19 protein-coding genes and 1 pseudogene are annotated in these 18,278 nt (G+C 63.4%); 2 read left to right on the top strand and 18 right to left on the bottom strand.

What is annotated here, in order from left to right; genetic code table 11:
- On the top strand, positions 1–631 hold a 631-nt coding region (crp, locus tag CSC76_RS00955; RefSeq protein ID WP_238394823.1), incomplete at its 5' end, for a cAMP-activated global transcriptional regulator CRP.
- A 247-nt stretch (positions 632–878) separates the two neighbouring features.
- Here crp and CSC76_RS00950 read toward each other — a convergent pair.
- The 18 genes and pseudogenes from CSC76_RS00950 to CSC76_RS00870 all read right to left on the bottom strand — a co-directional run bounded on the left by CSC76_RS00950 (position 879) and on the right by CSC76_RS00870 (position 17,016).
- Positions 879–2,099, bottom strand: a complete 1,221-nt coding sequence (locus CSC76_RS00950; RefSeq protein ID WP_162108180.1) for a Tle-like phospholipase domain-containing protein — start codon at positions 2,097–2,099, stop codon at positions 879–881.
- Between the two features lie 2 nt (positions 2,100–2,101).
- Positions 2,102–2,362 carry a hypothetical protein gene (locus CSC76_RS00945; protein ID WP_162108179.1) on the bottom strand — a complete coding sequence of 87 codons (261 nt, stop codon included), beginning with the start codon at positions 2,360–2,362 and terminating at the stop codon, positions 2,102–2,104.
- The gene (locus CSC76_RS00940) at positions 2,344–2,658 is read right to left on the bottom strand and encodes a hypothetical protein (RefSeq protein WP_162108178.1); all 315 of its coding nucleotides are present in this window, start codon (positions 2,656–2,658) and stop codon (positions 2,344–2,346) included. Before CSC76_RS00940 ends, CSC76_RS00945 begins: the two co-directional genes overlap by 19 nt.
- A 242-nt stretch (positions 2,659–2,900) precedes the next feature.
- On the bottom strand, positions 2,901–4,298 hold the full coding sequence (locus CSC76_RS00935) for a peptidoglycan-binding protein (protein WP_238394822.1): 1,398 nt from the start codon (positions 4,296–4,298) through the stop codon (positions 2,901–2,903).
- A 222-nt stretch (positions 4,299–4,520) separates the two neighbouring features.
- Positions 4,521–4,736: pseudogene (locus tag CSC76_RS19360) on the bottom strand (transglycosylase SLT domain-containing protein); the annotation flags it as partial.
- Positions 4,737–4,832: 96 nt separating this feature from the next.
- Entirely contained in the window at positions 4,833–5,795 is a 963-nt protein-coding gene (locus tag CSC76_RS00930) for a hypothetical protein (RefSeq protein ID WP_162108176.1), read from the bottom strand.
- 232 nt (positions 5,796–6,027) lie between these two features.
- Positions 6,028–6,531, bottom strand: a complete 504-nt coding sequence (locus CSC76_RS00925) for a DUF4189 domain-containing protein (RefSeq protein WP_162108175.1) — start codon at positions 6,529–6,531, stop codon at positions 6,028–6,030.
- 13 nt (positions 6,532–6,544) lie between these two features.
- Positions 6,545–7,603: a type IV secretion system protein gene (locus CSC76_RS00920; protein WP_162108174.1), complete on the bottom strand. Its 1,059-nt coding sequence runs from the start codon at positions 7,601–7,603 to the stop codon at positions 6,545–6,547.
- A gap of 51 nt (positions 7,604–7,654) precedes the next feature.
- Positions 7,655–8,425: a TrbJ/VirB5 family protein gene (locus CSC76_RS00915; RefSeq protein ID WP_162108173.1), complete on the bottom strand. Its 771-nt coding sequence runs from the start codon at positions 8,423–8,425 to the stop codon at positions 7,655–7,657.
- 67 nt (positions 8,426–8,492) lie between these two features.
- A complete protein-coding gene (locus CSC76_RS00910) occupies positions 8,493–10,967 on the bottom strand; it encodes a VirB4 family type IV secretion/conjugal transfer ATPase (protein WP_162108172.1) in 2,475 nt (824 codons plus the stop codon).
- A 4-nt stretch (positions 10,968–10,971) separates the two neighbouring features.
- Positions 10,972–11,286 carry a VirB3 family type IV secretion system protein gene (locus CSC76_RS00905; RefSeq protein WP_162108171.1) on the bottom strand — a complete coding sequence of 105 codons (315 nt, stop codon included), beginning with the start codon at positions 11,284–11,286 and terminating at the stop codon, positions 10,972–10,974.
- On the bottom strand, positions 11,279–11,653 hold the full coding sequence (locus CSC76_RS00900; RefSeq protein WP_162108170.1) for a TrbC/VirB2 family protein: 375 nt from the start codon (positions 11,651–11,653) through the stop codon (positions 11,279–11,281). The genes CSC76_RS00905 and CSC76_RS00900 overlap by 8 nt, the downstream gene beginning before the upstream one ends.
- 72 nt (positions 11,654–11,725) lie before the next feature.
- Complete coding sequence (locus tag CSC76_RS00895) at positions 11,726–12,505, bottom strand: lytic transglycosylase domain-containing protein (protein ID WP_425500819.1); 780 nt, start codon at positions 12,503–12,505, stop codon at positions 11,726–11,728.
- A gap of 147 nt (positions 12,506–12,652) precedes the next feature.
- Positions 12,653–13,690 (bottom strand): P-type DNA transfer ATPase VirB11, encoded by a 1,038-nt coding sequence (virB11, locus tag CSC76_RS00890; RefSeq protein WP_162108169.1) that lies wholly within the window; start codon positions 13,688–13,690, stop codon positions 12,653–12,655.
- A 12-nt stretch (positions 13,691–13,702) separates the two neighbouring features.
- The gene (locus CSC76_RS00885; protein ID WP_162108168.1) at positions 13,703–14,902 is read right to left on the bottom strand and encodes a TrbI/VirB10 family protein; all 1,200 of its coding nucleotides are present in this window, start codon (positions 14,900–14,902) and stop codon (positions 13,703–13,705) included.
- Complete coding sequence (locus CSC76_RS00880; protein ID WP_238394820.1) at positions 14,899–15,642, bottom strand: TrbG/VirB9 family P-type conjugative transfer protein; 744 nt, start codon at positions 15,640–15,642, stop codon at positions 14,899–14,901. Before CSC76_RS00880 ends, CSC76_RS00885 begins: the two co-directional genes overlap by 4 nt.
- 14 nt (positions 15,643–15,656) lie before the next feature.
- On the bottom strand, positions 15,657–16,586 hold the full coding sequence (locus tag CSC76_RS00875) for a VirB8/TrbF family protein (RefSeq protein WP_162108166.1): 930 nt from the start codon (positions 16,584–16,586) through the stop codon (positions 15,657–15,659).
- A gap of 13 nt (positions 16,587–16,599) precedes the next feature.
- Positions 16,600–17,016, bottom strand: a complete 417-nt coding sequence (locus CSC76_RS00870) for a TcpQ domain-containing protein (protein ID WP_162108165.1) — start codon at positions 17,014–17,016, stop codon at positions 16,600–16,602.
- A 519-nt stretch (positions 17,017–17,535) separates the two neighbouring features.
- On the opposite strand from CSC76_RS00870, the gene CSC76_RS00865 reads away from it, so the two are divergent.
- Positions 17,536–18,225, top strand: a complete 690-nt coding sequence (locus CSC76_RS00865; RefSeq protein WP_162108164.1) for a hypothetical protein — start codon at positions 17,536–17,538, stop codon at positions 18,223–18,225.
- Positions 18,226–18,278 lie beyond the last annotated feature (53 nt).

Here is an 18,278-nt window from a genome sequence, read left to right as displayed (position 1 = left end):
GCCGGACACCGCCACGCTTGAGCGCTTCCTGGCCCACAGCCATCGTCGCCGCTACCCAGCCCGTGCCGATGTCTTCCGCCCGGGCGACCCGGCCGGCACCTTGTATTACGTGGTCAGCGGCTCGGTCAGCATCATCACCGAGGAAGATGACGACCGTGAGCTGGTGCTGGGTTATTTCGGCGCCGGCGAGTTCGTCGGCGAAATGGGCCTGTTCATCGAATCCGCCCGCCGCGAAGTGATCCTGCGCACCCGCACCCAGTGCGAGCTGGCCGAGATCAGCTACGAGCGTCTGCACCAGCTGTTCCTGGGCACGCTGTCCGCGGACGCCCCCAAGATCCTGTACGCCATCGGCGCCCAGCCGTCGCGCCGCCTGCTGGACACCAGCCGCAAGGCCAGCCGCCTGGCGTTCCTGGATGTTACGGACCGCATCGTGCGCACCCTGCACGACCTGGCCCGCGAACCGGAGGCCATGAGCCACCCGCAGGGCACCCAGCTGCGCGTGTCCCGCCAGGAACTTGCCCGGCTGGTCGGCTGCTCACGCGAGATGGCCGGGCGCGTATTGAAGAAACTGCAGGCCGACGGCGCCCTGCACGCGCGAGGCAAGACCGTCGTCCTGTACGGCACGCGCTGACTGCAACTCTCCAGGCAGGTACCGCACGGTCGCCTGCCCACTGACCACCGCAACTGTCTGCGGGTCCTTCCACACGGCCATCCGCCCGAAGCAGACCTTGCTCGCCCATATGCGCCTCCCGCGCGCTTGAGCCGCGCTGACAGGCCGCCTCCGCACATGCCGCAACCGTCCGGCACGAGACGCCCGGACAGGCACGCGCGGCGGCGACCGCGTGCGCCCGGCCTGCCCTCCTCGCCGCAGGAATTCTTCAGCGCGCGATATCCAGCGGCGCCTGCGTCCGTGGCTCCGCGGCCGGAGCCGCGACGCGTTGCTGCGCGTCCAGCGCCTGCTGGTGCGCGTCGACGCGGGCATGCCATGCCTGACCGATAGCGGATGCCTGCAACCCCTGTTGCGCCGTCTGCAGCGCTGCCGGGCTGCCCTCGCGTGCTGCCGCCAGCAGACGTTCGATCTCCGGGCTCGGCTGCCACACCGCCGGAGCCGTCGACGTGACCGAAGGGCCGGGCGTCGCCTGCGGGCTGCCGGTCGGACGGCGCACCTCTTGCGCTGCCGGCTCGCCGGGGGCCAGCGGCCCCCGAACGCGATCGATGCCGTCGAGCACCAGACCCAAGGGGCCGCGCGCCACGACCGTGACGCTGCGGCGCAGGTCGCCCACATCGTCCCGATAGTCCGCGATGATGCCGCGGTGATCTTCCGCGAGCCCGCGCGCCTGGGGATCGGCCAGTGCGGAGCGGTCGGCTCGCCCTTCGCCATCCACCGGCAGGAAGTTGTGCATGCTGTGCGAGTCGGCGGACACCACCGACGCCGGCAGCGGCATGTCACGCTGCAGCAGGTCCCGCAGCATGTTGTCGTGATAACCGGTGCGGTGGAGGGTCTCGATCTCCTGCGCGGTGGCGTAGATGCGCGCCTGCCCGTAATGCGGACTTGCGGAGCTGACCGCGTCGACCGCCATCACGTGGTTGGTCACGCGGTCGCCGCCTTCCGGAATGCGCCGGTCCAGACTGGCCGCGCCATAGGCGTTGAACGTCTCGCCCCGCAGGTCGAAGTGGTGGGCCGACACCTGTGCGAGCGTGCCGCCGAGGGAGTGTCCGGTCACCGTCACTTCGGGCACCGTTCTGCCCGGCTCGCGTCCCTGCCGTTCCGCGTACTCGACCGCGCGACGGGTCAGCTCCACCGCATCCGCCGCCTGGCTGTTGGTGCGCGCGAACACCATGCCGCCGTCGGCGACCACGCCGTCACGGAACGCCTCCCGCCCGAACTCGGTGCCGCGATGGGCGGCGACCACCGCGCCACTGGCCTCATGCTGATAGACGGTGCCCTGGTAACCGGTGCGCGGATTGTCCACATGGTCGATCACGCGGTAGCGCTCGCCGCCGATGACGACATCCTTGTTGAGCAGGTCCTGCATCTGTCCGCCACGATCGTAGCTGTGATCCGCAAGGTAGGCATACTGCTGCGGGGTGAGTCCCATGGTCAGGCCTCCCCGGCGGTCAGCACGATGTCGAAGAATTCTTCGCGCTGGTCGGCTGGCACTTTCTGCAGATCCGGCTGCCCGTAATCGCGATAGCTGTCCGCACCCGGCTTACTCGGATAGCGCGCCTTCCAGTAGTGGATCGCCTTGGCGGTGCCTTGCGACACCTCGTCACCGTTGAGCTTGGCCACGAAGCGCGTGCCGCCCTCGGCCCCTGGTGCCTGAAGCTGCACCTGGGCCTGGATCAGCTGCCAGCAGCACACCCGCGCCCGTGGTAGTCGGCATCGACCATGCCGTCGACATGGACGACACCGACGTACTCGTTGTCGGAGACGCGCTGCAGGCGCAGCGGGATGTCGTGGGTCGGCACGGCCGAGGTATGACCTCCCGGATTGTCCTTCGGTGGCGGCAAGCATTCGGGATTGACGACGTCGTACTGCGCGGCGCTGGAGACGACCTCGAGGGGACCGGGGGCTCCCTCGATGCGCAGCGTCAGACGATAGGTCTGGCGCGGAGCGGGATTCTCGGTGAATGTCGGGGGGCTGTTCTGACTGTCCATGGCACCGCTGCAGGCTGTGGGGGAAACAAGAAGGAGAAGGAAGGCCGTCGTCAACGCCTTACTTCGCCCATCCGGTAGATGATCCATCTTCATTCTCCTCGACTCGCATCGACGACTGACGCCGTCCTCGGAATTCCGGGTGCGCTGCAGCACGGCACAAGAACCGCGACCCGCACACCCTGACGGTTGACGATCGCGTTGAACGCGGGCGCAGAGCCACGCTGGCCGGCGCCCCGCGCGACTCAACGGGCCGGACCCGTCGGGTCGCGGTCCGTGACGGAGGGTTCGACCGTTGGCGATTCCTTCCGCCACGATTCGCCTGCTGGCGTCTTGAGGTATTCGTCCAACGCCTGGCGCATGGCGCGGTCATCGCCGCCATACATCGCCGCGAACATGCGATCCACGAACGAACGCTGCGCGTCCTCGCTGCGGGCCTGCGGCCGGGCGCTGGCCGCGGCGGGATCGCGTGCGGCCTCGCGCGTGGACGCGGCCAATGCCGCGCGGGAGCGATCGCCGTACTCGCCATCCACTTTCAGCCCGTAGTCCGCCGGGAATGCGCGCAGGGCATGTTCGGTCTGCGGCCCGAACTTGCCCGAGGTCGTCTCCAGCGGCCTGCCATCGGCGCCGCGGTAGCCCAGCTGGTTGAGCTGCCGCTGCAGTTCGCGCACTGCGGCACCCGATGCGCCGTCGCGCAGCACCTCGGCCGCGGGCGGGCGTGAGGGCGCGGCAGCATCGCGCTCGGCGCCGCGCAACAGCGGCAACGGATCGACCTGGCGGCCATCGCGCCATAACTCGAAATGCAGATGGGTATCGCCCTGGGCCGGCGTATTGCCGGTACGCCCCATGGTGCCGATCTGCTGCCCGGCCTCCACGCGCTGCCCATTGCGCACGCTGAACCCGTCCAGGTGGAAGTACTTGGTGAGCGAGCCATCGTCGTGCCGCACATGCACGGTATTGCCGGCCGCCTCGTTGTTCGGACGCACCACTACGGTGCCGCCCGCGACGGCCACCACCGGATCACCGACGTCGCCCTCGATGTCGATGCCGCCATGGCGCCGCCCACCGCTGCGTGGCGTACCGAACTCACCCCGGCCCTCGCGTGGCTTGTCGGCCTGGTTGATCTCGCGATTGCCCGGTGTCGGCCACGCCAGTCCGCCTTCGCGCGGTTGCGCTTCCACAGGTTGGGCGCGGTTGCGCTCCTGTTCCGGCAACGCGAGCTGCTGCGCGATGGCCTCGCGCGTCCGCGCGTCGGCATTGCCGGTGGCTTCCAGCTGATTCGCCCTCTGGAAAGCGCGGATGGCCTCCTGCGTCCTGCCGCCGTAGATGCCCGAGCGCGTCTCCAGCTCTGCGCCTTGGCCATCGCGAAATCCAAGCTGGTTCAACGACGTCTGCAAGGCGCGCACCTCTTCGCCCCGCTCGCCGGTCTGCAGCACGCCATCGGCCAGCGGCGACGTGCGCTCGCGCACGGCCGCATCGGGCTGGCTGGCGTGGATGCCGCGATCGGGAATGCTGATGGCGGCGTACTTGGTGTTCCAGTACTGCGCGAAGGTGGTGGCCAGTTCGCGGTCATCGAGTCCGCGAAGTTCTTCAGGCTTGCGCCCTGTCAGCCTCTCGACATCACTGGCGCTGATGTTCCCCAATATGTTCCGCCGGGTACTCGTGAGCGAGAACTCTCCCGTCGCGAGGGCGCTTTGCACGGACTCATAACCAGCAGCCCCCTGCTGGTGAGCAAGATAAAGATCGAGCCCGCTTGGCGTCTCGTTTCCTGACAGAAAATCATGTCCACTACGCTGCTGCCTGCGGCTTATGTCCGCAAGATTGTCCTGGTACAGCGCTGCAGCCGCACGCGTACTCTGCACGGGATCGAATTCTTGTCCCCCGATGCCGTAATCCTCCGCCGTGCGCGGCATGAACTGGAACAACCCCTTCGCACCACTGGGGTTGCTCGCATCGGGGTTGAAGCGGCCGCCCGTCTCGATGTAGGCGAACCGGAGGAAGTCCTCGCGGGGAATGCCGCTCGCCTGTGCTTGGCGCTCGACGATATCGAGGATCTGTTCACGGGTGTAGTCACTGGCCATCACTGGCTCCTCTTGCTGATGTTCGCGACCGTGGGTCGCAGGACGTCAACCGGGCTCGATCCGTGAGCCTTGTAAAGAGCGGTCAACTCGAAAGGTTCAGGGCGTATAACGCTCTGCATTCGCGTCGAAGCGGTAGATTACCGCATCCTCGGGGCCGAGCGCACGTACCTTGCCGGGGCCGGCATTCGTATTCCCCGAGGGGGCGACTTTCAACGCCGGCAGTCCGCCGTCCGACGCCGGCTCGAAGGCCAGCTCGCCGGTACTGGCGGTGCAAGGCATCACATGACCGTCACTGCAGGCCGCCTGATTGTCCCCGCCAACGCGCACACTGCCAACATAGCCCCACTGACGGAACGACAACCCGTCCTTGCCGTCGGGATCGAAGAGGAACATGGCGAACGACTGCACCTCCTCGCCATTCATGAAATCTCGCGTCGGAACAGCCAGCACGTAGCGGCCATCGGCAGTGGCGTATCCCTGCGCTTTGCGCGACGTATCGACCTCGTCCGCGCGCCCCAACCGTCCGAACTCACCGACGTAACCATCGGTATCCGGCTTCGACCACTCCACCTTGCCATCCTTCTCGACGCGCGTGAACGTCGCCTGGGAGATGGCGACATGCTCGGGATCCATCATCCCGTTGTCGCCTTCTGGACCTTCGCCCACGCTCCTGCTGCCGAAGCCGGTGAAGTAGTGCTTTCCGTTCAATTCGAACGCGTGGCCGTACCAGTAGCTGACGGTGGCACCGCCATCGACTTTGTAACTGACCGCGCCATCGCCGTCGCGCTGGTAGATGAAATACAACACGCTGTCCGCGGAAGGCGGCTTCAGCTCCGACATGTCGTGTTCCTTTTTCTCTGGGGTAGCTTCCTGATTGGCCGTATCCACGACGCGTGCGGTCTGCGTATCGCATCCGCTGCCGAGCAGCGCCGTCGCAATGAGGAAAAAATGGAGGATGTGCCTCATAAATTGCCACCTAATATGCGATGCCTCTGCATCAATAGCTGGATGCAGCATGCCCAGACTGTCAACACGAAGATGCTCAAGAGGGGTGGTCATGCCGCCGGTTAACCGGGATGCATCTGGATCCCCATTTTCTGGTTGCGTCCAAGAAACCGACCATCCTCTCCTCTTACGCGCGGGTAGCCACAACCGGACATAGATTGAACGCATCCGAGAGGGCGGCCGACAGCGAGGCTACTGCTATGGAACGATGCATGATCTATCCGACCCAAAATCTAGAGTTCTATCTGAAACGAGCAAGCAGGTAGACGATGTCAATCCATGTGCATCACTCGTAGATTAGGACGGGGGGCGTACAGTCCTTGTAAGTCACTTGACACGCACGCCCTTCATTTTTGCTTGAGCAGCCATCAATAGCCAGCTTGGACGCGACCTCAAGGGTCGGTGCGCTCTGATAGGTCGATATCATCGACGGACTGGGATCATCAGCCACTTGGGCCACCACGGCGCAGCTGTTCTTGTAGGTGAAGATGAACTTGCATTCCAAGCCGCCCATGGCTTTGCAGTTTGCGACTGCTTCGCGGGTGGCACGCCTGCGACTGAACTCACCCGTCGATGTGCCGATCTTCCCCGTATCCGTGTCCTCTGCCAGAGCCCCCCATGTCGTCTTCCATCGCGTGTAAACCTTTCCTGCAGGAAGATCCCATCCACCACCGCCACCTCCACCGGGGCCACAACGCGGATCACCCGGGCCTACGCCTTGCGGACAGGCCGTCTGCGCATAAGAGGCCATCGAGAACATGAGTAGTAGTAGCGAAATCGTCGTGCGCATCAGGAGGGCCACCTTAGTTGTGTTGGGTATTCATCGCGCGTGGAGAGGGATAGATACTCTGCGGTGGCGAAGGTGGTTGCGCACCAACGCTTACACCGGCGTAACCCGGCTGACCAGGTGCGCCGGGCTGTTGCGAGGGTTGGAAAGCACTATAGGGCGTGAACTGACCAAGCGTTCCCTGAAACAACATCGCGGCCATCGGTGGCGCACTTACGATGAGCGCGGTCAGGATAAGACCCAACCCTCCCTGCTGCATCGCCATGCTGGTGACATCCTCACCCCCGAATCCGAGCGTGCTAGTCACCCAGAATGACATGCCCACTGCGATGACCATGTCCAGCGCCAATGTAACCATGACCGTCAGCAGCGCCATGGAGAACAGCGTGCCAATCCCGTACATCAACCATTTCTGGAAAAGGGGCTTGGTCTGCTCGAAAAGCAGGCACAGGATGAAGACAGGCCCCATGGCCACCACCAGGCCTATGGCGACCTTGTTGAGCATCATGGCAACTGCGGCCATGATCGCAGGCGCCCCCAATCCGACACCCGTGAAGATCAGCGCGCGATCCTTTCTCTTCTCGGTGACTACGTCGTAGTTGCTGTCAACGGTGTCAATTGCCGCCAGCGCAGCCTGCATGATTGCCAGGGTCCTATCGATGTCTTCGTAGGCGCCCCCGCCATCTTCTTCCCCTGTCATCGTCTCGTTGACCGTACTCATGAGCCCATCGGTCAGGGTCTGATAGATCGGCCCCCATGAAACCGCAACCCCCAACGCGATCCCGACGATGAATGTCGCGCGTAGCGAACTGACAACCAGCGCCATCATCGACTCGCGGGACTGACCCGTTACGATCCGGTAGCCCTGTATCGTGATCCACAACGTGAGCAGTATCGTTCCAAGACCGCCCAGCACACGCATGACGCGCCGGCCAAGATTCGGCAGGTACTCGTTGATCAGTTCATCATCGATGAAATCATTGATTTCATGGAAGAAGATCATGTTGGGTAGCGAAGCCTTGAGTGGAATTCCACCCAGGCCCGTGTCCAATATTGAAAACAAACTGCAGTCCATCTTCTATCACCCAGGGCAAGAAGGATCTGAGGGATCCCCAACCATCTCCACTCAGCGATCGCGGGTCCGCGCCACTTCGAGAGCCGCCTTCAATGCGCCATACTGGACAACACCATCGATCAATCCGCCGCGCTTCCCTTTGAAAGCCTCCTGCCCTAGCCAGACCTGCTCGGCGTTAAGCGATTTCAGGCTTGCGTCGTAGGCACCAAGAAGCGTGGACGCATTCTGCATGTCGAGCTCCATGTAGGACTCAAGCTGAGCGATGTTCGCCTTCACCCTCTCAAGGGCGCCCGGCTGGTCCGGGGGAACTTCCGCTGCCTGCCGCTTCAGCTCCTCCATCTGCTTGTCCCGCGTATCGAGATTCTTCAGTACGCGGACCATGACGTTGTAACGTCTGTTCTCGGTCTGGATGATCGAGACACAGTTGATGAACTGCCGCGCGGCAACATCCTTGATTCCCGACGGACCCGTGCGAAGCCTCGCGCCGGTCCCGCAGCGTTCCGTCACATAATCATTCAGGCCTCGCTCCGAGAGTTCCTCCCGATAGCCTATCGAGCCATTAAACGAGGGCCCCCTCACGTACTTCTGCTCGAGCTCGCGAATCTGCGTACGGTACTGATCCATCTGCCTTTGGAGCTCTTGATACATCTGCCTGTACTGTTCGATCCACGCAAATTTGTTGACGCCGATGTGTGCTCCGTCGACCACGGGAACTCCTGAAGCATGTATACCGCTCCAGGGCGCGATCAGGATCAATGCCACTATGGAAGCGAGGCGACGCTTCGACGCAGAGCGGCGTTTGGTTGGGTAGACATAAGACATACCATCTCTCCTTTCGCCGAGCGGATCACCGTGATCTCGCTTGCCGGCATGCTTCGCAATTGACCTTCTAGGTGAAAACGCGCTTGCTGCTCCCGTTCCACTCCGGCGACACTCGGGATGACCCCGTGCGACCCGATCCCTTGCGCTCTTCCTGGAAACGTGGCAGCCACTGTTCTGGCAACAGGTCGGCCTTCTCGATGCCAAGCCGCTGCGCTTCTTCGTCGACGATCCGGTGCATGATCTCGATGTTGTCCGTGCTGGCCGAAATGACCGCCAGCGCATCGTCCATCCCGCGCAGGTTGAGCTGGCAGACGGTCGAGGCGTGGCCCTGCTTGACCAGAAAGCAGCGCGAACGTTCGTCCAGGTTCTTGATCACTTCGAATTCCGCATCGGTGAGCTTGAGGCCGTCGATGTAGTCCTCTCGGGCGGCATTCGGATTCGGCAAAAGGATCAGTGTCGCGGTCTGCTCGATCAACGCGGCCGAGATATCGCTCGCCAATGCGTCTTCCGGGCTCTGCGTGGCAAAGATGCCCAGGCCATTCTGCTTTCGGATGGTTTTCTGCTTGTTCTTGGCGAAATCCTTCAGCGCTCCGCCACCATCGAGGATCTTCCAGAACTCGTCCATCACGTAGATCAGCGGCCTGCCATCGATCAGCTCTTCCAACCGATGCAGCAGGTAGTTGATCACCGGCACGCGGATCTCGGCGTTTTCGATCACGTCGGTGTAGTCGAAACCGATGATGCTGGCGCGACCCAGGTCTATGGTGTCCACCGGGTTGTCGAACACCCATCCCAGCGCATTGCCGGCCGTCCACTTGCGCAGCCGCGCGTAGAGCCCGTCATCGCCCATGTTGGGCAGGCTCTTCTGGAAGTTGGTCATCGACCGCAGGTGAAGCGGCATGTCAAGCATGGCTTCGACCGCGCGGAAGACGTCCTCGTCCTCGCGTGCGGTGTAATGGGTCTTGCCGGCGAGCACCTTCACCAGCCCCGCCAGGAACTGCACGTTGGCGTCGGTGCGTTCGCACTGGAACGGGTTGAAGCCGGTCGGCTGTCCATTCTCCAGCGCCAGATAGTTGCCACCGCACGCGCGCACGAAGATCTCGGCGCCGCGGTCCTTGTCGAAGAAGAAAATGGTCGGCACCGGATCGAACTTCTGCACTTGGCTGAGCAGGAAATTGATCAGGGCCGTCTTGCCGGTACCGGACTTGCCGATGACCATGGTGTTGGCGATGGCCTTCTCGCCCAGCGAGTTCTCCGCCGGATGGGTGGCATGGAAGTTGAAGTAGTACGGCTGGCCGTTGGTGGTCTGCAGCACCGTGACGCACTCGCCCCAGGGATTGTTGTCGCGCTTCCCGGTGGCGAAGTTGTGAAGGGGCGAAAGTCCCAGGAAGTTCAGCGAGCTGACATTGGCCAGCCGCGTCCGGTAGCGCCAGTTGCCGGGCAGCTGCGAATAGAAGGACGAACAGACGGCCAGGTCCTCCTTGGCCGACACGAAACCCGCATTCGAGAGCTCCGCCCGCGCGACAGCGATGTTATGCGAGAGACGCTGCTGATCCTCGGCATACAACGTCAGGATGAAGTGGTATTCGCCCAGCACGAAATTGCCGGATGCGACCTGGTCCATCGCATGATCCAGCTCGGCGATCTGGCTGACCGCCTTGTCGCCCGAGGAGATCATCATGCCCTTGGTGCGGTCCAGGACCTTCAGTGCATCCTGCCGCCCCATGGGACTGAACGAATGGGTGATGACGTACTCGAAGTCGAGATATTTCAGGCCGTTGAGAATCCCCGGCCAGGTACCGTCGGTGTATTCCTTGATGTTGAGGACGGCCCCGAAGTGGTTCTGCCCATCAGGCGTACGCACGACGAAATCGCCCGACTTCGACGAGAACATGTGCCGGCTTACCGGCAGATAGTCGTAAACCGGCACGCGAAGGACCGGCACGGGCTCAGAGATGCGGTTCAGGACGAAACCGAAGAATTCCAGCGTCTCCGAGAAAACGCCCCCCCTGTCCGACTCGTACATGCCGAGACGCACCGGCGCGTAGTCCTTCAGTACGGCCTCCACGTTGCCGGCCAGCTCCGTGAGCTTAGCGACCGCCTGATCCTGCTCCGCCTGCAGGCGCGAGACGTCGGCGGACTTCTCGACGAACTTCTTCCCCATGACGACCGGCCGGTAGATCATCGTGAGGTACAGCTCGTTGTTCATGATCTTCTGCGCGGAAAGCGCATCGAAATACTCGTCGGACAGCGCCTGGTTGAAGGCCTGTTCGAATCGGGCGTCGGACCGAACACGGCCGCGACGCCGCAGGTCGTGCACCCAGAATGCCACGTTGACGAAGTCCGGCGCGCGCAGCGTCTGCAGCATCCGGTTGAAGCTGTTGTGGCGATGCTCCAGTTCCCACTCCTCGCGCCCGACGAAGGGCAACCCGTCCAGTCGCCACGTCAGCAGGAAATCGCCGCCCGTCGTCTTGACCACATGCGGCGACACGTGGGCGGATAGCGGGATGAACTCGGCGATGGACAGGTCGGGCGCGAGCATGGGATCAGTCCGGAATCGAATCGTCGAAACGCTTGCGGTAGGCGTTGGGCGTGAACACCCACATGCCTTCGTGATGGCGCAGGTTCCGGACCTTGGTCCGGAACTGCCAGCGCAGTCCCAGCAGCCGGAAGATCATCTCGTCTCGGCGCGCCATCTGCCGCATGATGAAGATGACCACCGGCAGCAGGGCCAGGAAGAACATGTTGAAGTAGAACGTGAGCAGCAGGCAGCCGCCCGCCCCGATCGCGAAGGGCACGTAGGGCACCCCCATGAACATGGGCGGGCGCGTGCAGCCCCTGAACAGCACGTTCTTATGCATGGCCGACCAGCATCTGGCCCACCACCATCGCCGTCGACGTCACGTCAGTGGGCAGTAGCATCTTGGCGATCTGGGCCGCAGCACCGATCAGGAAGCCGCCGATGAGTACTGGGGCCACGTCGCCGACGCGCTTGTGGTTGAAGGCGATCTGGTAGCCGGCGAAGATCACCGCGATGGTGACGATCGCGATCGAGGCGACGTTCAACAAGCTGTTGATGTTGTTGAAGAACGTGGTGACGCGACCCTCGGCTCCAGAGCCATCCTGGGCGAACGCCAGCTCAGGGAACGCCAGCGCCGCGACGGCGACGGATGCGATGGCCAAGGTGGCGAAGAACTGCTTTACGTGGATCATGTGCTCGTGGTTCATGGTGTACCCCAATAGTGATGGTGACGATAGGTGGCACTTTCGCGTGCCATAGGCCATCCGTGGCGGTTGCTGCTAGAAGACGAAAGCGTCATCCCTCCCGGATATCTGCATGGCCGGCGGCGCCTGGGGCCCCACGGCGGTGTTCTGGGAATACGGCCGCACCACGACCGGGGCATCCGGCGCCTGCACAACGGCGGGCGCCTGCGGGATGGCGGTGGTCGGCGCCGGGACAGCGAAACCGCTCGCGGCGGGAATGACGGTGGGCGACGGCGTGGCGCGACCGTTCCGCGCATCCGCGATGCGACGTTCCAATAGCGAGGGTTTTCCACCGGCGCGGGCGTTCGCCGGCACCAGTCGGCGCGACAGCGCCGCGGTACGACGGTCGATGATCGGAATCGGCACTGCCTCCTGCCCCGCCTTGCGCTGCCAGGAGGCGAAGACCTTCTGCACGTAACCGTGCCGGTAGCCGGTGGTGAAGTTCCCCGAGTAGTAGCAGCTGAACGCCTTGCCCCAATCCCCGCCCGACCGGCCATAGCATTCGGCAAGGATGCGCGCGCCCGCGCGAAGGTTCGGACAGGTGTCGAACGCCTTCTCGTAACTGTCCAAGCCCTGGCGTGCCAGGTTGTAGCGGTTGACCTGCGCCAGTCCCAGCGAGAAGTTGTAGCCGCGTTCTTCCAGCATGCGCGCGGTCGAGAGCGCCTCAGCCAGGCTCCGAGGCTGTCGTGCCAACCGGCCCCCGACGACGCCGATCGCGTAGGGGTTGAACGAGGATTCGACCTTCACGACGTGCTCCATCACGGTCGGCGGAACCGCCAGCCCCGTGCATCCCATCAGCTCCATGCCAGGCAGCATCCGATTAGCTCCTTCCACGGACATCATGGTTGCCGATCCAGGCAACGACACGACCGTCCACACAAGCCGCTTGATGGAAGCTTCGGACGCGAGCGCTCGATGCGGACATGGAGTTCTTGGGGAAGACGCGACGCATGGAATCTCCTTTCACGCCAGTGTGCGGGCGGGGTCGAAATCGATCCCGGTGATGTAGCGTCGGCCCGCGTGCGCCTTGATGTGGACCACGATGTCGATGGTCATCTTCAGCAAACGCTTGATCACCTCGAACTCCAGCCCTGCCCCTTCCGACGACGCCTTGACCATCAGCGCGAGCTGGTCCCAGGTCTGGGCCGTACTGCCGGCATGGCAACTGGTGATCGAACCTGGATGGCCCGATGCGCAGTTGCGGATGAAGTAGAAGGATTCATCGCCACGTAGCTCGGCCAGGATGATGCGGTCCGGCTTCATGCGCAGGCAGGCCTCCATGCAGTTCTTCGCGGTGACGTTGCTGGCGCTCTGCCCGCCCTTGGAATACAGCAGGTGAACCACGTTCGGCTGGCGGATGAACAGCTCGCGCGCATCCTCGATCGTCACCAGGCGCTCCTGATCGGGGATATGGTTGACCAGCGACTTCATGAAGGTGGTCTTGCCACTGCCCGTGGCCCCGGCTACCACGATGTTCTTGTGATACAGCACCGCCTTGCGGAAGAACTCGGCGTAGTTGCGGCTGCGGCGTAGTTCGAGCAGTTCCTGGTCGTGGTCGCCGAGCGACTGCTGCTGCTCCAGGATTTCGTCGAAGAACCCGTCCTGCTCGTACTGCTCCAGCGTCTTGCTGAACTTGGCGGGCAGGCGGATGGTGATCGACACCTTGCCCGCGTCGCAGGCCGGCGGGACGACGAACTGCGCGCGCTGGCCGGTGGGAAACGTCAGCGACACCATCGGGTCGATGTCCGTGATGCGCTGGCCGGTATTGCTCTCGTTGACGACGGAGGTGCAGAACTGGCGGGCGCGCTCGAAGGTCAGGGTGGGCACGTCGGCTTTCAGCCAACCCTCGCGCGCCGTCTCCAGGTAGATCTCGCCCGGACGATTGATGCAGATCTCGGTGACGTCCGAGGAATGCATGTGCTCACCGATGCCGAGCACCTGGTACTGGTAGTCCAGGAACTCGTTGGAGACACGGGCAAGGGGTTCGTTCTGCGTATCCATGCTGGCATGCCGTCAGCGCATCACCGCGGAGAAGTCCACGTCGCGGGCCACGTAGACGTTCAGGATGGCGCCCTGGTTGATCGTCACCGTCGGCGGACGCGCCATGTTGCGGTCCAGCGCCATGTTCGCCAGTCGCTCCATGGTGCGGGCGGTATTGCTCTCGTAAGGATTCTGGTAGATCGCGCCGTTGACGACCGCCGTTTCCTGGGGACCGTTCTTGGCGCCCGCGTACTTGAAGGCGTCGCTGAGCAGACTGATCAGCAGCGCGGAGGAGATGCGCTGCGCCCAGTGGGCCGAGTAGTGCCCGGGATTGCCGGCCGACCCGAGCATGTCGGTGCCGGGGCTGCGCATGTTCACGTCCATGCCGGTCGGCGTGGTGATGCGGTCCCACACGATGGCGGCGCGCTCGCCGATGATCGCTTCGGAGTTGTAGCTCCCCATGACCTTGGAGCCGCGCGGCAGCAGCAGGCGCTTGCCGTTGACCGAGTAGACCGGCTCAGTCACCACGCACGAGGTATAGCCGGGCACGTCCGTGATGACGCGCGACTCAAGAACGCACCGGATGTAGGTGCCGCGCAGCAGCAGTGTATTGGGGTTGTAAAGGGGTTTTGCGCTGGTGGTGTCGTCCGCTTCTGTCGCCTTTTCGGGGGGCGATCCTGGTTGTGCCATCAAGCGCGCGTATTCATCTGGCGACATCACGCCCGGCACGGGGTCGGACTGGGCCGATGGCGAACGGGTATTGCCGGCAAAGTCCATCATCCGACGCTCCCTAAGAGTCAGCTCCATACGCTCCATGGATGGACTTGGGGAGAAAGTCGGGGCCGGTGGAGGCGGGTACTCGTTGACCACGGGCAACGGGGGAAGCTCCGGCTCGGCTGCCACCGTAGGCTGCTCGGGAGGAAGGTCCGGAAGGTCTTTAGGGGCCGCAGGTATGACAAGCTGCTCACCGGGGGATTTCCCGGAAGCTTCGTCCCCCCGGTCAGATACGGCGCTACGGAATATCCAGAATGCGACGACTAGCAGGAGCAGGATGATCCCCGCCAGAAACATCAGCGCCTTGCGGTTGAGCCGCTGCACGTCGGCAGACCTCAGGTAGGGCGCATTGGCGTCCAGGTCTGGCTCAGGCACATGCCGGGCGGCCTCGTAGGGGTTCTGCGGCCCCACCCTTTCCGGCCCACCGTCGGGATGGTCGTGTGGCGTCTGGGTCGTCATTCCGGGCTCCTGCGCAGACCCACCACGTTGTTGCCATGGCGGATGACCAAATAGGGATAGGTGCCGTGCACAACGATGGTGTCGTCCTGTACCGTCGAATTGACGACGAACTCATCGCCGTGCTCGCTCTCGCGCGCGAATACGGCCGGGAAGTTCCCGCTGGGGAAGCGTGTGCGATCGCCCATGCGAATGTAGGTAAAGCGGCGATCGTCGTAGACGGTCGCCGGCACCAACCACGCCGGGCCACGCCTGCGCTGGGAGTATTCGTAGTTGAAGTAGTACGGCCGCCCGGGTTCGACTTCGGTATTCAGTTCGGAGGCGACATCCTGCGGCTTGTCTGCCGTGCCCGCGAAACTGGTATCGCCCGGATAGACAAACGTGATGCGGTACTGCACGCCAGCCGCCCTCGCCTGGTCGAGCACGCGCCAGTCCGTAGCGACGACCTTCAGCTCGAAGATGTAGGAATGCGCGGCGGTGCGCACCAGCAGATTGGTGTCGACATCGACGTTCTTTGGCTTCAGGTAGAACACGTTGCCGCGGCGACTGATGTCCCATCCGCCACTGAAGCCGGTACTGAAGTCCAGGATCTCCTCGTGCGGCGACAATTCGATCTGGGTCGTGATGCCCAGGCCCGTGCGTACCGGATAGACCTTGTCCGGCGCGTATGTGTACTGCTCGATCACCTGCGCGTACGCGGGCGCTACCATCAGCAGCACGCTTAGCGTGACCAAACGCATCATGGCGTCCTTCCACCTCATCGTTGGGGCACTCCGTTTCCGGTCTCGGATTCCGACTGTTCCGCAGGCAGCGGCGCTGTCGACACATCGTTCTCGCCTGGCACCTGGTCCGGGCCTGGCGCCGTCGCGACCGCTCCGTTCGTGCCTGCAGCGGCTGACGGCACGGCAGGCGCCATGTCGGCAGAGGACGGGGGCGTGGGGAACTCCCGCTCCGGCAGCGCCGCGGAAGCGAAGTCCTCGTCCACGCGATAGTTGGTGACCCGGAACCCCAGAGGATTGAGCAGCCTGTCCTCTTCGTTGAGGCGGAGATCGGGGCTGTAGGTGAATTCCATCGTGGCGATCTTGCTGTCCAGCGCCTGAGAGATGCCCCGCCCCTTCTCGTAGACGCTGCGTTGGAAACGAACGGTCGCACCGGTGGGGCGCCGACCCTCGGTTCCACCGATCAGCACGATGCTGAGTATCCGGACGCGCACCGCGCGACCGCTGCCATAGAGCCGGAATGGTCGCTCGGGGTTGCTTTCCGAGTGCAGTGCCACATAGGCGGGCGCGACCGCGGGCCCCGCCATCGACAGCGTGGTCCTCCAATTGCGCTGGCCGATCAATCCGGAATCGTAGGATTCCCGTGCCAGCACGAACTGCGCCACGTTGCTCTTGTTGATCGCTTCCTCCGTGGTGACGTCGCGGTCCTGGAAGTTGCCGGACAGGCGCGCCACACTGGCCGTGCCCGTGTAGGGATCGGCCATCACCAGATAAGGCACCTTCTCCTTCAACGGCAGAAAGATGAAATAGCCGCCGGCGAGGATCAGCGACATCACGATCGCGGACCACGCCACAAGCCAGGCCCTGCGCTCGCTCTTCCGCGCGCGTTCGGCCAGAGTCAACTCGAAGCTGACGCCCTGTGCTACTGCACGATCGATGTCCGGCGACGAGGTCTTCTTCTTGAACATGGGATGTTCGCCCTCAGTCACCGGTGGGCGCGGAAGGCGCTGCGTCGGCGGGCGGCGGCAACGATTGGCTCACGATGATCCGCGGACGCTCGACCACCACCCGGACGCCCTGTTCGGCATAAGCGGCCGAAAGCGCACTCGCCGCATCCTCGAGACTGCCGGTCCGGATCTGCGCAACCGGCGAATGTAGCGTGTAGTCGTTCGGGTGCAGGTAGGACAGCGTGAGGCGCGCATCCCTTGCCCACCGGCCGAGCATGGTTTTCAGGGTGGAGTCCGCCGGGGACGCCTGATAGATGTAGGCCTGTTGGAGTGGAATGGCCTGAGGCACCTCGGCGAAACGGTTCACCGGACGCCAACGTCCACCTACGTCTTTCGGCGTGGGCGTCGCGCACCCCGCCATTGCCATCACCGCAAAGATCACGCCCGCCATCAGAGACGCGCGAAAGACAGCGTTTCCACTCACGTGTAGACCACCCTGCAATCGTCGGCAACACCCATCCGCTGCGCCCCATCGCTGGACGCTCCGCGGTACTGAAGATTGTGTGTGGGCGGCAGTGCGCGAACGCGCATCGGGATCCGCGGGCAAGCCGCGATCTTCACCGCGCACGGATTGAAGGCCCGTGCCATACCCCCTGTACGCATCCATGTGGTTAACGCTCCGTTGAAACGGTGGCATTCGCGAATCACATCCGATCCGCGTACTGCATCACGACATTCGCGCCGAACATATCCACGCGATTTTGTGCCGTCAAGACACTTACTCGAGTAAACATGTGTATGAACATTCGCTGCCCCCGAAGCATGCGCACGAAACCCCATAAAACAAGCTGTTTATTGCATATTCGTGAAGCGACGATCATTACTTCACTCATGGACGTGAAGGTGATTGTGAAAGTACGCACCGCGTCACATCCAATGTGAAAATCGGATTCACCTAGATGACTGAGACATGCGTGCGACCAGCATCAGCTGGATATTGAAGTACCTAACGTTGTGCAGCATCCTGAAAAAGGTCGATCACCTCGCTTCACATCGAACAGGGATGGATATGGACTCGTCGAAGATGGATGAATTCGTCGCCAATGCAGCACTGCTCGCCGCCCACCTCAAGGAAAAGTGCGAGCAGGCAGCGGCTTCGCAGCAGGCCTCGGCGCAGGATCTTCAGGGCGCAGCGATCGTGGTACGAAGGACGATCGAGGAAGGGAAGCGCGAGCTTGTCGAGCACGCAGGTTCTGCCGTTTCCTCGGCGCTGTCGGAGAAGGTGCCCGCTGCGACGCAGGCGATTCTCGACACCACGGCGCGCCTGAAGCAGGTGACGGATCGTCTTCAACACGAGCAGGCGGCACTCGAAAGACGGCTGCGCTTCCTGGGTGCGGGTACGCTGGGGGCTATCGCAGTGGCATGCCTGCTGTTGGTGGCAGGGACCGGCTATGCGTCATGGCACAACGTGCAGCGCGCTCAGCGCGCGTACGTGGATGCGGAGGTGCTCGAAGCCCTGCGTCACGTGACGATCACTGCGTGCGATGGCGCGCCCTGCATCAAGCTCGAGGAGGGTCTGCGCCGGTGGAAGAAGAACGGGGAGTATGTGCTGGTCGATGGCGCAGCCGCGGACGGCAGCGAACCCGCAGGACAGCGCTGACGACGGGCGAAAGGCCGCACACGGCCGTGTGAATGGAATCGGTGACAGGGGGA

The organism is Pseudoxanthomonas mexicana, from assembly GCF_010093385.1.
Lineage (GTDB): Bacteria > Pseudomonadota > Gammaproteobacteria > Xanthomonadales > Xanthomonadaceae > Pseudoxanthomonas_A > Pseudoxanthomonas_A mexicana.
The sequence above is the reverse complement of the archived record's forward strand: the minus strand, read 5'-3'. Positions and strand labels throughout refer to the sequence as shown.

Excerpts from the sequence above, each read along its gene's own strand:
- CSC76_RS00895 (WP_425500819.1), bottom strand. The coding sequence starts at position 12,505 with ATGCTGCCTGGCATGGAGCTGATGGGATGCACGGGGCTGGCGGTTCCG.
- CSC76_RS00940 (WP_162108178.1), bottom strand. The coding sequence starts at position 2,658 with ATGGACAGTCAGAACAGCCCCCCGACATTCACCGAGAATCCCGCTCCG.
- CSC76_RS00865 (WP_162108164.1), top strand. The coding sequence starts at position 17,536 with ATGCGTGCGACCAGCATCAGCTGGATATTGAAGTACCTAACGTTGTGC.
- CSC76_RS00875 (WP_162108166.1), bottom strand. The coding sequence starts at position 16,586 with ATGTTCAAGAAGAAGACCTCGTCGCCGGACATCGATCGTGCAGTAGCA.
- CSC76_RS00920 (WP_162108174.1), bottom strand. The coding sequence starts at position 7,603 with ATGGACTGCAGTTTGTTTTCAATATTGGACACGGGCCTGGGTGGAATT.
- CSC76_RS00950 (WP_162108180.1), bottom strand. The coding sequence starts at position 2,099 with ATGGGACTCACCCCGCAGCAGTATGCCTACCTTGCGGATCACAGCTAC.
- CSC76_RS00900 (WP_162108170.1), bottom strand. The coding sequence starts at position 11,653 with ATGAACCACGAGCACATGATCCACGTAAAGCAGTTCTTCGCCACCTTG.
- CSC76_RS00925 (WP_162108175.1), bottom strand. The coding sequence starts at position 6,531 with ATGCGCACGACGATTTCGCTACTACTACTCATGTTCTCGATGGCCTCT.
- CSC76_RS00910 (WP_162108172.1), bottom strand. The coding sequence starts at position 10,967 with ATGCTCGCGCCCGACCTGTCCATCGCCGAGTTCATCCCGCTATCCGCC.
- CSC76_RS00915 (WP_162108173.1), bottom strand. The coding sequence starts at position 8,425 with ATGTCTTATGTCTACCCAACCAAACGCCGCTCTGCGTCGAAGCGTCGC.
- CSC76_RS00880 (WP_238394820.1), bottom strand. The coding sequence starts at position 15,642 with ATGATGCGTTTGGTCACGCTAAGCGTGCTGCTGATGGTAGCGCCCGCG.
- CSC76_RS00930 (WP_162108176.1), bottom strand. The coding sequence starts at position 5,795 with ATGACCACCCCTCTTGAGCATCTTCGTGTTGACAGTCTGGGCATGCTG.
- CSC76_RS00870 (WP_162108165.1), bottom strand. The coding sequence starts at position 17,016 with ATGGCGGGCGTGATCTTTGCGGTGATGGCAATGGCGGGGTGCGCGACG.
- virB11 (WP_162108169.1), bottom strand. The coding sequence starts at position 13,690 with ATGGATACGCAGAACGAACCCCTTGCCCGTGTCTCCAACGAGTTCCTG.
- CSC76_RS00905 (WP_162108171.1), bottom strand. The coding sequence starts at position 11,286 with ATGCATAAGAACGTGCTGTTCAGGGGCTGCACGCGCCCGCCCATGTTC.
- CSC76_RS00885 (WP_162108168.1), bottom strand. The coding sequence starts at position 14,902 with ATGACGACCCAGACGCCACACGACCATCCCGACGGTGGGCCGGAAAGG.